Below are 13,711 nucleotides of genomic sequence, written 5' to 3'. Positions count from 1 at the left end.
AATCACGAGGGCAAAGAAATTGCAGAAATCAGGCGACCGTAATCAACCTGGCCTTCATGCGTCGCGCGGCGATAGCTGAAAAAGCGGTCCGGATCGGAATAGGTGCAATGCTGCGACCATTCGGCCACGACCCCGGCGTCGCGCAGGCGCGACAATCCGAAGGATGGCAGATCGAACATCGGCTTGCCGTTCGGGCCGCCCGCGAAATAGCGGTGATGATCGGGATCTTCGGCCAGAAAATCCTCCATGAAGTCGTGACCGACCTCATAGGCGCGCTGGCTGATCGACGGCCCGATCACCGCCCTGATCTGCGTCGCCCCAAGCGTCTGCATCGCCTGCACCGTCGCCTCGATCACGCCGCCAAGCGCGCCGCGCCACCCGGCATGACAGGCGCCGATCACACCGGCCCTGCTATCGGCCAGAAGGATCGGCTGACAATCGGCGGTCAGCACGGCCAGCGCCAGATCGCGACGGTTCGTGACCAGACCATCCGCTGCGATATCGCGGGTCGCGACCACATCATCGCCATCGGTCAAGGTCACCACATCGGCAGAATGGATCTGCTTGACCGTCGCCAAACCTTCGGGTGCGACGCCCATCGCCACTGCCACGCGGGCACGGTTTATGGCGACCATCTCGCTTTGGTCGGTCGACCGCCGACCGCAATTCAGTCCCGCGAACAGGCCCGACGAGGCTCCGCCCTTGCGGGTGAAGAACCCGTGGCGCGTGTCCTGCAGCAAGGGATGGGTCAGTATCTCAAGCGTGGTTTGCATGCAGCCTCAGCGCGTCAAATCCGGGCACCGGGGGCGCCCCCTTCGGCCAGATGGCCATCGCTTTGAACAGGTGACCCATTTCATCGGCATGGGTCAAGCGGCGAAGCGCAGACATCGCCCCCTGATCGCCCGCCGCCATCAGCCGCCGCGCCCGCGCCTCGGCCCCAAGGCCCAGCAACCACGCGCCCTGATGCAGCGGTCGCGACACCTGGGCCCCGGCGCGCAGCGCCGCGGCGGCCAGCGGCGCGAAATCGACATGCGCGGTCAGATCGGCCTCGCCGGGGTGGGCCAGCGGGTGTTCGGCTTGATGCCCGCGCAGGGCCTGAAACGTATCGCCAAATCCGTTCCAGCCACCGTAATCGACGATGATCGCAGCGCCGCCATGCTGTGCAATCCTGCCCGCGATCGCCATCATGATCGGCGTGGCGGCCGGGCAATCCTCGATCACGTCGCCGATCTTACCCTGACGTGGCAAATCGACGGGCGGCGCCAGCGCAAAGACAAGCCCGTCGGGACCAAGGGTCACGACACGTTCCGACCAGCCGCCCTCGACGCGCTGAAACTGACGAATGGGCAGCGCATCGAAAAACTCGTTCGCGACAAGAAACAGAGGGGCATCGGGCAAGGCATCGACGTGATCCAGATGGGTCACCGGACCCAGAAGATCGGCCTGCATTCGGCGCAGATGGGGCGACGCCTCGATCAGATGGGTCTGTGCAGCTTCCGACATTCCGGGTACGGAACGCATCGCGCGCCGCATGTCGGCCATCAGCGTTCCGCGCCCCGGCCCCGGTTCCGCAAGCGTGCAGGCACCCGGCCTGCCCTGATCCAGCCAGGCCTGTCCCAGCGCCAATCCGCAAAGTTCACCGAAGATCTGCGAGATCTCGGGCGCGGTGGTGAAATCGCCCGCAGCACCAAAAGGATCGCGCGTGGCGTAATAGCCGTGATCGGGATGCAGCAGGCACAGTTCCATATAATCGGCCAGCGTGATCGGCCCCGTTGCATGGATGCGCTGGATGATCAGATCGGCCAGCGGCGTCATGCGGCCCGCGCCACCGGCATCCGCCCCATCGCGCGCAACACGAACAGCAGGCCCAGAACCACCATCGGCAGCGACAGCACCTGCCCCATAGTCAGGCCAATCACAGGGCCGCCGATGACATGGCCAAGCGGATTGTCGGGGGTGATGAACTGCGCATCCGCAACGCGGAACAACTCGACGAACATCCGTGCCGCGCCATAACCCGCCAGAAAAATGCCAAAGGACAGACCCGGACGCCGCAGCCCGCCCGCCCGCACCACGACCAGCAGGATCAGGCCAAGCAACAGCCCTTCCAGCCCCGCTTCGTAAAGCTGGCTGGGATGGCGGGCGCAGGCTCCGGCGACACCATCACAGCTTTGCGCGGCCTCGCCGGGGAAGATGACGCCCCAGGGCAGATCGGTCGGACGACCCCACAATTCGGCATTGATGAAATTCGCGATCCGGCCAAAGAACAACCCGATCGGCGCGACGACAGCCATCGCATCCGCCAGCCGCAGCGGCGGGATGCCGCGCGTGCGTGCGTAAAGCCAGGCCGCGACGATGACGCCGGCAAAGCCGCCGTGAAAGCTCATCCCGCCTTGCCAGACCTTGATGATCTCGGCGGGATAGGACAGGTAGTAGCCCGGTTCGTAGAACAGGACGAAGCCCAGCCGCCCGCCCAGGATCACCCCCAGGATCACCCAGGTCAGCAGGTCGTCGACCTCTTCGGGTTTCATCGGTGCGCGATCACCCCAGATCGCCGCGCCGCGCATCATCCGCGCCATGATCCGCCAGCCCAGCAGCAGGCCCGCCAGATAGGCCAGCGCGTACCAGCGCAGCGACAGTGACAGCCCGCCTAGATTGATCGTGAAAATCTCGGGGCTGATATCGGGAAAGGGGATCATGCGGCCTCGGCTGGTTGACGCGGCGCACGCTAGTCACGCAAGGGGCGATGTCAACCAAGACCGGGCCCATCACACCGGGACGTGAGCTTGCCCGCCGGTTCAGGGCGGATTGAACCTTTTTGCGACCCGGCCCATATACAGGCCAAGCAGATCAAGGGGGTCCAGAACCGATGACCACGGAAAACAAGTTCTTCGACGATATCTCGAAGCTGATGACCAATGCGATGGGCGTGGCGCAGGGCGCCAAGTCCGAGGCGGAAACCGCGATGAAGGGCTGGGTCGATCGCTGGCTGGCCGACCGCGATTTCGTCACCCGCGAGGAATTCGAGGCTGTGCGCGAAATGGCGATCAAGGCGCGTACCGAAAATGCCGAGCTGAAGGCCCGCCTGGACGCGCTTGAAAAAGACGCCTAGGGCGCCGTCAAAGGGGTGCGGCTGCGCAGGCTGCCCCCCTGATCATACAGCAGCACCTCGCCCAGATCGGTGACAATGACCGTCCAGTTGCGGCCATAGGTAACCGCCTCGGGGGTTGCGCCTTCGGGCAGGCTGATCGCGTCGGGCAGTTGCGGCATCTGCGGCTGACCCAGCCGAATCCACAGCAGCGCCACAATGGCGATCATGCCCAGCCCCATGACCAGCGCCAGCCCGGTCACCAGCATCCGCAGAAAGCGCAGCTCTGGCACCGCTTTCGCCGTTTCCTTCCAGCCGTTAAGATCGTCGTCCATGTCCAACCTTGTCGTCACCATTCCGGCCAATCCGCCTGACCGGCTTGATAAGGCGCTTGCGCTTGCGGTGCCAGAGGATGCGGGCCTGTCGCGGTCGCGTCTGTCGAAACTTCTGGCCGATGGCGCGATTTCGGGGCCATCGGGCGTCGTTCGCGACGGCAAGGCGCGCGTTAGCGAGGGGCAGGAATACCTGATCGCCCTGCCCGATCCCGAACCCGTCGAAACCCGGCCCGAGGCGATTCCGCTGGTCATCGCCTATGAGGATGACGAGTTGATCGTCGTCGACAAACCGGCGGGCATGGTCGTCCATCCCGCGCCGGGCAGCCCGTCGGGGACGCTGGTCAACGCGCTGCTGGCCCATTGCGGCGACAGCCTGTCGGGGATTGGCGGCGAAAAGCGTCCGGGCATCGTGCATCGCATCGACAAGGACACCTCGGGGCTGCTGGTCGTCGCGAAATCGGACCGCGCCCATCACGGCCTTGCCGCCCAGTTCGAGGCGCATAGCGCGCAGCGCCGCTATCTTGCGCTGGCTCATGGAGTGATTGACGGCGCGGATGCCCGCCTGCGCGGCACACCCGGCGTCAGCTTCGAGGATGGCGCGATCCTGAAGATCACCTCGCGCCTGGCCCGGCACGGAACCGACAGGCAAAAGCAGGCGGTCTATTTCGACAAGGGCCGCCATGCGGTGACCCGCGCCCGGATGATCGAGTCCTTTGGCACGCCGCCCGCCGCGATGCTGGTCGAATGCCGCCTTGAAACCGGCCGCACCCACCAGATCCGCGTGCATATGTCACATGCCGGGCTGGGTCTGATCGGCGATCCGGTTTACGGCGGGGCACGCAAGGCCTCGGCCAAGGCGCTTGGCCCGGTTGCGGCGCGGATCGCGGCGTTTTCGCGTCAGGCCCTGCATGCGGCGCATCTGGGCTTCGATCACCCGATCACCGGCGAACCGCTGGCCTTCGACAGCCCGCTGCCCGCCGACATGGCCAATCTTTTGAACCAGCTTCGTCACCCGTCTGACAGCGGGGGCCACGCGGCGGACACGCGCGCTTGACATGAACGTGAAGCATTCCCACGTTACTTGGCCCGGAAACCTCGGCAGAATATCTGGCGTCGTGACCCGACTTTGACTTCCAAGGCGCTGCACCCCGCGCATGGGGAACCCCATGCCCGCACGCCGCGTTTCCCGGTCTGTTGTGAAAGGCCCCGCTGATGGCAAATTATGGCAATCTCCCCGCCCCCAGTCCCGAACAGGGTCTGAACCGGTACCTGCAAGAGATCCGCAAGTTTCCCCTGCTGGAACCCGAAGAGGAATATATGCTGGCCAAGGCGTGGGTCGATCACGAGGACAGCGAGGCCGCCCACAAGATGGTCACCAGCCACCTGCGGCTGGCCGCAAAGATTGCGATGGGCTATCGCGGCTATGGCCTGCCCCAGGCCGAAGTGATTTCCGAGGCGAATGTCGGCCTGATGCAGGCGGTCAAGCGCTTCGACCCCGAAAAGGGCTTCCGTCTGGCGACCTATGCGATGTGGTGGATCCGCGCCTCGATCCAAGAATATATCCTGCGGTCCTGGTCGCTGGTGAAGATGGGCACGACCAGCGCCCAGAAGAAATTGTTCTTCAACCTGCGCAAGGCGAAATCCCGAATCGGCGCCTTGGAAGATGGCGACCTGCGTCCGGAAAACGTGGCCCAGATCGCAAATGATCTGAACGTCACCGAACAGGAAGTCATCGACATGAATCGCCGCCTGTCGGGTGGTGACGCATCGCTGAACGCGCAGGTCGGCGCAGGCGACGGCGAATCCACCGCGCAATGGCAGGACTGGCTGGAAGACGAAGACGCCAATCAGGCGGACGCCTATGCCGAATCCGAGGAACTGGATACACGTCGGCAGATGCTGCTTGCCGCGATGGATGTCCTGAACGATCGTGAAAAGGACATCCTGATGGAACGCCGCCTGCGCGACGACCCGATGACGCTGGAGGATCTTTCCGCGCGCTATGACGTGTCGCGCGAACGGATCCGCCAGATCGAGGTGCGGGCCTTTGAAAAGCTGCAGGGACGGATGCGGACCCTGGCGCGCGAAAAGGGAATGCGCATCCCCGACGGGGAAGAGTGACGGCCAGGCCAATCCCCTGCCCCTCGGGGGATATTGACCCGGATCACGCCGACGTTATGGTGTCGGAAAAATCCGGGCAGTTCCCACGATCATGACGGCGCTGAAAGAATTCGAACGCCTCGAGGCGCAGGGCGCGTGGCGGGAAACGCCCAAGGCGCGCCTTCGCGATGTGATCGTATCGGTCGGCGATGCGACACTGATCCTTAGCGATCCAAAATCCGACAAGCCGCTGTCGCATTGGTCGCTGCCCTCGATCACCCGGCTGAACCCCGGCAAGATCCCCGCGCTGTACACGCCGAACATGCGCGAACCCGACGAGACGCTGGAAGTCGATGATCCGCTGATGATCGACGCGATCGAGCGTGTCCTGCGGGCCACCCTGTCGCGCCGCGCCCATCCCGGTCGCCTGCGCGGCGGTCTGTTCGTGGTCGCGGCGCTGGCGATGGCCGCGGCGGCGGTCGTCTGGCTGCCCGACGCGCTGATCCGTCATGCCGCCCGGATCGCGCCCCCCGCACAGGCCCGGGATGTCGGGCTGGCGGTTCTGGCCGATATTGCCCAAAGCACGGGCGCGGTCTGCACACGCAAATCGGGACAAGCGGTGCTGGACTGGTCGGCCCCGCGTATCACCGGTACCGACAGCGCAATCCGCGTGGTGCCCGCGCCGGTCAATGGCGCGCGCCGCCTGCCCGGCGATCTGTATGTGATGGGCGCGGATCTGCTGGAAACCCATGACGGACCGGAAGCCGCCGCCGCGCATCTGATCGCGGCCAAACTGGCGGTGTCGGACGAACAGACCCTGCAAGACGCGCTGGATTATGCCGGAACGCAGGCCGTGCTGCGGCTGATGACGCTTGGCACCCTGCCCCAAGGGGCGCTGCGCGGCTATGGGCAGACGCTGCTGTCCGAACCAGCCCCCATGCCCGAGGACGGCCCCCTGCTGGAAGAACTGGGCCGTCGCGGCATTGGCGCAGAGCCTTATGCCCGCACGTTGGACCCGACCGGGCAAAGCGTGCTGAACCTGATCGAGCAGGACCCGATGCGCAATGGCGGCAAGCCCGCAACCCTGCTGACCGATCAGCAATGGCTGGCGTTGCAACAGATCTGCGCCGGTTAGGCGTCAGACGAACTGTTCCCGCAAAAGCCGTTCCTGCAATCCGTGGCCGGGATCGAACAGCAACTGATGCGACACGTCCGACGCGCTGTGAACCTCGACCCAGGTGACGTGACGGACCGACCGCGAATCCGCATCGGCCATGACGGGCCGGCGTTCGGGGTTCAGAACCTCGAAGGCGACATGCGCATTCTTCGGCAGCAAGGCCCCCCGCCAGCGGCGCGGACGGAACGGCGCGATCGCGGTCAGGGCAAGAACCTCGGAATCGATGGGCAGGATCGGGCCGTGGGCGGAATAGTTATAGGCCGTCGACCCTGCGGGCGTCGCCAGCAGCACCCCATCGCAGACCAGTTCCGGCATCCGCACCCGGCCATCGACATGGATGCGCAACTTGGCGGCCTGCGGACCCTCGCGCAGCAGGCTGACCTCGTTGATGGCCAGCGCCTCGTGCCGTCCGCCGTCGCGGCAGGTCGCGGTCATGCGCAGCGGATTGATGATCGCCTCTTCCGCGGCGGCTAGCCGTTCGGGCAGCGCCTCTTCGGAATAGCCGTTCATCAGAAAGCCGACAGTACCGCGATTCATGCCATAGACCGGCTTGCCGGTCCCCTGCATCGCATGCAGCGTCTGCAACATGAACCCATCGCCCCCCAGTGCCACGACCACATCGGCGGTCTGGGGGCTGGCATTGCCATAGCGGTCGGACAGTCGCGCCAGCGCGGTTTGCGCCATTTCGGCCTGACTTGCGGTGAAATGGATATTCGCGGTCATTCGGTCACGGGCCCTCCCTGCGTCGGCGCAGCATTGACGCGAAGACTGCCGAACACAAGACCACCACAGGACGCAACCGGGCGCAAAGGCGTCGTTTTGTCACTTTCGGTAAAACTGTCCTTGCGTTAAGACGCAGCCATTCCGCCGCACCCTAGCCCGAGAGGACGCGAGACCATGAACGCTCCCACCCGTGAAACAGGTTTCTTCACTGAAACGCTGGCCAGCCGTGATCCCCAAATCTCCGAAGCCATCGGTCTGGAACTTGGCCGCCAACGCGACGAGATCGAGCTGATCGCATCCGAGAACATCGTCAGCCGCGCCGTGATGGAGGCTCAGGGTTCGGTTCTGACCAACAAATACGCCGAAGGCTACCCCGGCAAGCGCTATTACGGCGGCTGCCAATATGTCGACATCGCCGAAAATCTGGCGATCGAACGCGCCAAGGAACTGTTCGGCTGCGAATTCGCAAACGTCCAGCCCAACTCGGGCAGCCAGATGAACCAGGCCGTGTTCCTGGCGCTGCTGCAGCCGGGCGACACCTTCATGGGTCTGGACCTGAATTCCGGCGGTCACCTGACCCATGGTTCGCCCGTGAACATGTCGGGCAAATGGTTCAACGTCGTCAGCTATGGCGTGCGTCAGCAGGACCAGCTGCTGGACATGGAAGCGATCGCCGAAAGCGCCCGTCAGAACAAGCCCAAGCTGATCGTCGCCGGCGGCACCGCCTATAGCCGCGTCTGGGACTGGGCCGCGTTCCGCAAGATCGCGGATGAGGTCGGCGCCTATCTGATGGTCGACATGGCCCATATCGCCGGTCTGGTCGCGGGTGGTCAGCACCCCTCGCCGCTGCCGCATGCGCATGTCGTGACCACCACCACCCACAAATCGCTGCGCGGTCCGCGTGGTGGCATGGTGCTGACCAACGACGCCGACATCGCCAAGAAGATCAACAGCGCCGTGTTCCCCGGCCTGCAGGGCGGTCCGCTGATGCATGTGATCGCCGCCAAGGCCGTGGCCTTCGGCGAGGCGCTGCGCCCCGAGTTCAAGGATTACGCCGCGCAGGTCGTCAAGAACGCGCAGGCCATGGCGGATGAGCTGATGAAGGGCGGCATCGACATCGTGTCGGGCGGCACCGACAACCATCTGTGTCTGGCCGACCTGCGCCCGAAAGGCGTGACCGGCAAGGCGACCGAGGCCGCGTTGGGCCGCGCCCACATCACCTGCAACAAGAACGGCGTGCCGTTCGACCCGGAAAAACCCTTCGTCACCTCAGGCATCCGTCTGGGCGCCCCCGCCGGCACCACCCGCGGCTTCAAGGAAGAAGAGTTCCGCCAGATCGCCCGCTGGATCGTCGAGGTCGTCGACGGCCTGGCCGCCAATGGCGATGACGGCAACGCCGAGGTCGAAGCCAAGGTGAAGGCCGAAGTTTCGGAACTTTGCGCGCGTTTCCCGCTTTACGCCGGTCTGTAAGTTCTATAGCAGAACGCCTCGCCCCGTTGCATGGCAGTGCAGCGGGGCTTTTTCATACCCGGATGGCGGGCGCCGAAATTCAGGCCACGCCTTCGACATGGGCGGCAAAGCGATCAAGGATCGCCTGCCAGCCCTGCCGCTGCATCTGGGCAGGATGCTGGTCCTCGGCATCGAAGGTTTCGCGGACCAGAACGGCACCGTCCTGCGGCAGGAACTCGACCAGAATTTCGCGCCCGTCCGCCATCACCGCCTGCAACAGACGGGGCGGTTCGACGCGGCGATAGAGGCCCGCGAAATCAAAGCCCATGCTGCCGTCCCTGGCCTCCATCCGCGAGGAAAACCGACCGCCCTCGCGCAGATCGACCGTGGCGGCGGTCGTGTGCCAATCGTCCGACGCGGCGTTCCACGCCATGATATCCTGCGGCGTGGTCCAGCAGCGCCAGACGGTGTCGACGGGCGCCTTGACCAGCGCCTCGACCGTGATCTTCATGATGCGATCCTTTCCCTGTCAGGGTCGGATCAAGCCTGCCATATCGGTTTGCGTTTGTCGAAGAATGCGCCAATCCCTTCGGGGGCCTCGCTGCCTTCCCACGCGGCGACAAGCCGGTCGATGCTGTCCTCGATCACCGCCTGATCGATGCGCGGGCCAAGGGCGCGGCACTGAGCCTTGGCGGCGGCGATCGCCCCCGGCGCACCCAACAGGAAAGGCGCGACCTCATCCTCGACCGCCTGATCCAGATCGGCCAGCGGCACGGCGCGGGCCGCAAGGTTCAGGCCGACCGCCTCTTCCGCGCCGAAGATCCGCCCCGAAAAATAGACGCGTCGCGCCTTGTCCTCGCCCATGCGGGCCAGAACATAGGGACCGATAGTGGCCGGGATCAGGCCCAGCTTGACCTCGGTCAGGCCGAATTTCGCATCGCGCGAGGCGATGGCGATATCGCAGACCGACATCATGCCGACGCCGCCGCCAAAGGCATTGCCCTGAACCTTGCCGATCAGCGGTTTCGGCAGCAGGTTCAGCGCCGACAGCATCCCGGCCAGCACCCGCGCCCCATCACGGCGGGTTTCGGCATCGACCTGCATCTGCGATTTCATCCATGCTAGATCGCCACCGGCACAGAAACTGGCACCCTCGGCGGCCAGCACGACGACCCGCACCGCCGGATCCTGCCCCAGACGGGCCGCGGCATCGGTCAGTTCCTGCATCATTTCTTGGGACAGGGCGTTATGCTTTTCCGACCGCGCCAGCCACAGCGTCGCCACGCCCCGCGCATCGGTCTCGATCTTGATCGTGTTATACATCGCCGCCCCCTTGCAGACCGCGCGCCATGTCGGCGGCCTGTTCGATCAGTTCCATGTCCAGCCCGGTTTCATAGCCCGAGGCCGCCAGATGCCGCGCCACCTTTTCGGTCGCGACATTGCCTTTCGCGCCGGGCGCATAGGGGCAGCCGCCCAGACCGCCCACTGCCGCGTCAAACACCCGCAGCCCGCGTGCAAGGCTGGCCACGATATTGTCCAGCGCCCGCCCGGCAGTGTCGTGATAATGCCCGGCCAGCTGTTCGACGGGCAGTTCCTTCAGGACCGCCGACAACATCGCATCGATTGTTTCGGGACGACCCTGCCCGATCGTATCGCCAAGGCTGATCTCGTAGCAGCCCATATCGCGCAGCGCGGCCGCGACACGCGCGACATTTTCTGGCGGCGTCGGTCCGTCATAGGGGCAATCGGTCACCACGCTGACATAACCGCGCACCCGGATTCCGTCGGCCCGCGCGGCCTCGGCCACCGGGCGAAAGCGATCAAGGCTTTCGGCGATGGTGGCATTCAGATTGGCCTTGCTGAACCCTTCCGAGGCGCTGGCAAAGATCGCGACCTCATCGGCGCGGGCCGCGCGTGCGCCCTCGCATCCCTTCATGTTCGGGGTCAGCACGGCGTAGCTGACGCCGGGCGCGCGCGTGATCCCGGCCATGACCTGCGCCGCATCGGCCATTTGCGGCACCCATTTCGGGCTGACAAAGCTGGTCACCTCGATCCGCCGGAAGCCGCATCGCGACAGCAGATCGACAAGCGCGATCTTGTCGGCGGCCGGAATCAGGCGCTTTTCATTCTGCAACCCGTCGCGCGGGCCCATCTCGAAGATTTCGACCTTCTCAGTCATGGGGCACCTCGTAGAAATCCTGCGCATAGATTGCATCGGACCCGCCACGTTCTTCGGCCCGGCGATAGGCCGGGCGGGCGGTCATCCGGTCGCGATAGGCGGTCAGGTTGGGATAGTCGCCTTCGGGCAGAAAACGGAACAGCGCCTGAATGTTGAAGCCCAGCATGCAGTCGGCAGCGGAAAAACCCGAGGCCAGCAGCGTGTCGTGATCCGTCAGATGCCGGTCCAAGGCGGCCGCCGTCACCGCCAGCCGTTTCGTGTCCAGTTTCATCAGCGGGACCGACCGCGCCGCTTCGGGGCGCAGAAAGATGTGATGGATGTTCAGCGCCTGAATGATATTGGCCTGCGTTTCCGCAAAGCCGATCCATTCCAGAAATTCCGCGCGTTCGGGATCGCCCGGCGCGGGGGCCAACTGGCCCTGACGCTCGGTCAGGTACTGGATGATCGCGCCGGATTCAAAGATCGCACGCCCGTCGATTTCCAATGCGGGAATGCGTCCGGCGGGCGACATCGCGACGAAGTCCGGGCGGCGCAGGCTGCCATCGGTCAGCGACCAGTTCTGCAGATCGCAGTCCAGCCCCAGTTCCTCTAGCAGCCACAACACCCGCATCGAGCGCGAGCCGGGGATATGGTGCAGGCGGATCATGCCTCTTCCTCTTCCAGACGGATCAGCGGTGCGCCGGCCTCGACCTGATCGCCGGCCTGGGCCAGAACCTCGGCCACGGTGCCGTCGCGGGCGGCGGTCAGACTGTGTTCCATCTTCATCGCTTCCAGCACGGCCAGCCTGTCGCCTGCCTTCACCTCCTGCCCCGCGCTGACATGGACGGCCTTCACCAGTCCCGGCATCGGCGACAGGGTCAGGGCATCGCCACCCGCCGAGGCCGCATCGCGGGCCAGCGGGTCGTGACGGGTCAGATGCACCGTCCGGCCACCAAAGACGCTGATCCCGGCGTCATGGGACACGATCCGGTTGCGGCGCAGCGCGTCATCGACCCACCAGCGGTCGCCCTGCCAGCGCACCTCATGGATGCTGTCGCCCAGATCGACCCGCGCCGCGCCCGGACCCAGTACCTCCAGCATGGCCTGACCGCCTTCCCAGGAGATGGTCCGGCGCAGCGGTTGCCACATGGTCGCGCCGCCCTTCACATCGGCATCGGCCAGACCGGCAAGGCCGATCACGGCCAAGGCACGCGCGCGCGGATCGGGTTCGGCAGCGGCAATCAGGTCGTCCAGATCGCGCCCGATCAGACCGGTATCGACCTCGCCCTTGCGGAACCCGTCATGACGGGTCAGCGCGATGAGGAAATCGACATTGGTGACCGAGCCCGCAACCTCGGTATCGACAAGCGCGGATTCCAGCGCGCGCAACGCGATGGCGCGGGTCGCGCCATAGGTGACGATCTTGGCGATCATCGGATCATACCACGGGCTGATCGTATCGCCCTGACGCACGCCGGTTTCGATCCGCGCCCCGTCCGGGAAATTCAGATGCGCCAGACGGCCAGTGGCGGGCAGAAAGCCTGCGGGCACATCCTCGGCGTAAAGGCGGGCCTCGAAGGCGTGCCCGGTGATGGTCAGATCCTCTTGCCGGGCGGGCAAGGCTTCGCCGGCGGCCACCCGCAGCTGCCATTCCACCAGATCGATGCCGGTGATCGCCTCGGTCACGGGATGTTCGACCTGCAGGCGGGTGTTCATTTCCATGAACCAGAACCCGTCGCTGCGCAGCCCGTCGGAGCCGTCCACGATGAATTCGATCGTGCCCGCACCCTTGTAACCGATCGCCTCGGCCGCGCGGACGGCGGCGGCGCCCATCGTCTTGCGCATGTCTTCGGTCATGCCGGGGGCCGGGGCTTCCTCGATCACCTTCTGGTGGCGGCGCTGCAGCGAACAGTCGCGTTCGAACAGATGCACGGCGCGGTGGCCGTCGCCAAAGACCTGCACCTCGATATGGCGGGGCTGCAGGACGTATTTCTCGATCAGCACATCGGGATTGCCGAAAGCGTTCTTCGCCTCGGACTGGGCCGAGGCCAGCGCGTCGGCGAAATCCCTGGGATCATCGACGCGGCGCATACCCTTGCCGCCGCCCCCCGCGACGGCCTTGATCAGCACCGGGTAGCCGATGTCATCCGCCTGCTGCGCAAGATGCGCCGGGTCCTGATTGCTGCCGTGATAGCCCGGAACGACGGGAACGCCCGCCTCTTCCATCAGGGCCTTGGCGGCGTCTTTCAAACCCATCGCGCGAATGGCCTTGGCCGAGGGTCCGATAAAGACAAGGCCCGCAGCCTCGACCGCATCGACGAAATCGGGGTTCTCGCTGAGAAAGCCATAGCCGGGATGGATGGCCTGCGCCCCGCAATCCCTGGCCGCCTGAATGATCGCGTCGCCGCGCAGATAGCTGTCAGCCGGGGCCGGGCCACCCAGATGCACGGCCTCATCGGCCATGGCGACATGGCGGGCGGCACGGTCGGCATCCGAGAATACGGCGACCGTGCCCACGCCCAGGCGGCGGCAGCTGTCGATGATGCGGCAGGCGATTTCGCCGCGATTGGCGATCAGGATCTTGTCGAACATGGCGTCTCTCGTTCTTGGGGCTGTGCGCCTTGGGTCGTGGCTGCGGGTTGCGGGCGTGCGAATGGGTATTTGTGCAAAGAAGAAGCCGT

The 13,711-nt window shown here is 65.3% G+C and carries 15 protein-coding genes; 5 read left to right on the top strand and 10 right to left on the bottom strand.

The annotated features are described in order from the left end of the window. Positions 1-2: 2 nt before the first annotated feature. From pgeF to lgt, 3 genes are read right to left on the bottom strand one after another with little or no spacing between them, the layout of a single operon-like run. Entirely contained in the window at positions 3-773 is a 771-nt protein-coding gene (pgeF, locus tag BMX67_RS10460; RefSeq protein ID WP_090734688.1) for a peptidoglycan editing factor PgeF, read from the bottom strand. Next, on the bottom strand, positions 757-1,815 hold the full coding sequence (locus tag BMX67_RS10455; protein ID WP_090734686.1) for a class I SAM-dependent methyltransferase: 1,059 nt from the start codon (positions 1,813-1,815) through the stop codon (positions 757-759). The genes pgeF and BMX67_RS10455 overlap by 17 nt, the downstream gene beginning before the upstream one ends. Next, positions 1,812-2,699, bottom strand: a complete 888-nt coding sequence (lgt, locus tag BMX67_RS10450) for a prolipoprotein diacylglyceryl transferase (protein ID WP_090734684.1) — start codon at positions 2,697-2,699, stop codon at positions 1,812-1,814. The genes BMX67_RS10455 and lgt overlap by 4 nt, the downstream gene beginning before the upstream one ends. A 170-nt stretch (positions 2,700-2,869) precedes the next feature. Here lgt and BMX67_RS10445 point away from each other — a divergent pair, with 170 nt between their 5' ends. Beyond that, positions 2,870-3,112: an accessory factor UbiK family protein gene (locus tag BMX67_RS10445; protein ID WP_090734683.1), complete on the top strand. Its 243-nt coding sequence runs from the start codon at positions 2,870-2,872 to the stop codon at positions 3,110-3,112. Here BMX67_RS10445 and BMX67_RS10440 read toward each other — a convergent pair. Continuing rightward, complete coding sequence (locus BMX67_RS10440) at positions 3,109-3,423, bottom strand: DUF6476 family protein (RefSeq protein WP_090734681.1); 315 nt, start codon at positions 3,421-3,423, stop codon at positions 3,109-3,111. The genes BMX67_RS10445 and BMX67_RS10440 overlap by 4 nt on opposite strands. Here BMX67_RS10440 and BMX67_RS10435 point away from each other — a divergent pair. The 3 genes from BMX67_RS10435 to BMX67_RS10425 all read left to right on the top strand — a co-directional run bounded on the left by BMX67_RS10435 (position 3,422) and on the right by BMX67_RS10425 (position 6,658). Beyond that, the gene (locus BMX67_RS10435; protein ID WP_090734680.1) at positions 3,422-4,477 is read left to right on the top strand and encodes an RluA family pseudouridine synthase; all 1,056 of its coding nucleotides are present in this window, start codon (positions 3,422-3,424) and stop codon (positions 4,475-4,477) included. The two genes, BMX67_RS10440 and BMX67_RS10435, sit on opposite strands and share 2 nt — an antisense overlap. A gap of 158 nt (positions 4,478-4,635) precedes the next feature. Further along, entirely contained in the window at positions 4,636-5,544 is a 909-nt protein-coding gene (rpoH, locus tag BMX67_RS10430) for an RNA polymerase sigma factor RpoH (protein ID WP_090734678.1), read from the top strand. 91 nt (positions 5,545-5,635) lie between these two features. Beyond that, positions 5,636-6,658 carry a hypothetical protein gene (locus BMX67_RS10425; RefSeq protein WP_090734676.1) on the top strand — a complete coding sequence of 341 codons (1,023 nt, stop codon included), beginning with the start codon at positions 5,636-5,638 and terminating at the stop codon, positions 6,656-6,658. Between the two features lie 3 nt (positions 6,659-6,661). On the opposite strand, the gene BMX67_RS10420 is transcribed toward BMX67_RS10425, so the two are convergent. Beyond that, the gene (locus tag BMX67_RS10420; protein WP_090734674.1) at positions 6,662-7,423 is read right to left on the bottom strand and encodes an NAD kinase; all 762 of its coding nucleotides are present in this window, start codon (positions 7,421-7,423) and stop codon (positions 6,662-6,664) included. A gap of 174 nt (positions 7,424-7,597) precedes the next feature. Between BMX67_RS10420 and glyA the strand changes: the two genes are divergently transcribed. Then, a complete protein-coding gene (gene glyA / locus BMX67_RS10415; RefSeq protein WP_090734673.1) occupies positions 7,598-8,893 on the top strand; it encodes a serine hydroxymethyltransferase in 1,296 nt (431 codons plus the stop codon). 79 nt (positions 8,894-8,972) lie between these two features. Here the strand turns inward: glyA and BMX67_RS10410 are convergent, their stop codons facing one another. From BMX67_RS10410 to BMX67_RS10390, 5 genes are read right to left on the bottom strand one after another with little or no spacing between them, the layout of a single operon-like run. Continuing rightward, positions 8,973-9,383: an SRPBCC family protein gene (locus BMX67_RS10410; protein WP_090734671.1), complete on the bottom strand. Its 411-nt coding sequence runs from the start codon at positions 9,381-9,383 to the stop codon at positions 8,973-8,975. A gap of 29 nt (positions 9,384-9,412) precedes the next feature. Next, entirely contained in the window at positions 9,413-10,195 is a 783-nt protein-coding gene (locus tag BMX67_RS10405) for a crotonase/enoyl-CoA hydratase family protein (protein WP_090734669.1), read from the bottom strand. Next, a complete protein-coding gene (locus BMX67_RS10400) occupies positions 10,188-11,051 on the bottom strand; it encodes a hydroxymethylglutaryl-CoA lyase (protein WP_090734668.1) in 864 nt (287 codons plus the stop codon). The genes BMX67_RS10405 and BMX67_RS10400 overlap by 8 nt, the downstream gene beginning before the upstream one ends. Continuing rightward, positions 11,044-11,697 (bottom strand): glutathione S-transferase family protein, encoded by a 654-nt coding sequence (locus tag BMX67_RS10395; RefSeq protein WP_245739413.1) that lies wholly within the window; start codon positions 11,695-11,697, stop codon positions 11,044-11,046. Before BMX67_RS10395 ends, BMX67_RS10400 begins: the two co-directional genes overlap by 8 nt. Further along, positions 11,694-13,622 (bottom strand): acetyl/propionyl/methylcrotonyl-CoA carboxylase subunit alpha, encoded by a 1,929-nt coding sequence (locus tag BMX67_RS10390; protein ID WP_090734666.1) that lies wholly within the window; start codon positions 13,620-13,622, stop codon positions 11,694-11,696. Before BMX67_RS10390 ends, BMX67_RS10395 begins: the two co-directional genes overlap by 4 nt. Positions 13,623-13,711 lie beyond the last annotated feature (89 nt).

This window comes from Paracoccus homiensis (genome assembly GCF_900111675.1).
In the GTDB taxonomy this organism is placed as follows: Bacteria; Pseudomonadota; Alphaproteobacteria; order Rhodobacterales; family Rhodobacteraceae; genus Paracoccus; species Paracoccus homiensis.
The sequence above is the reverse complement of the archived record's forward strand: the minus strand, read 5'-3'. Positions and strand labels throughout refer to the sequence as shown.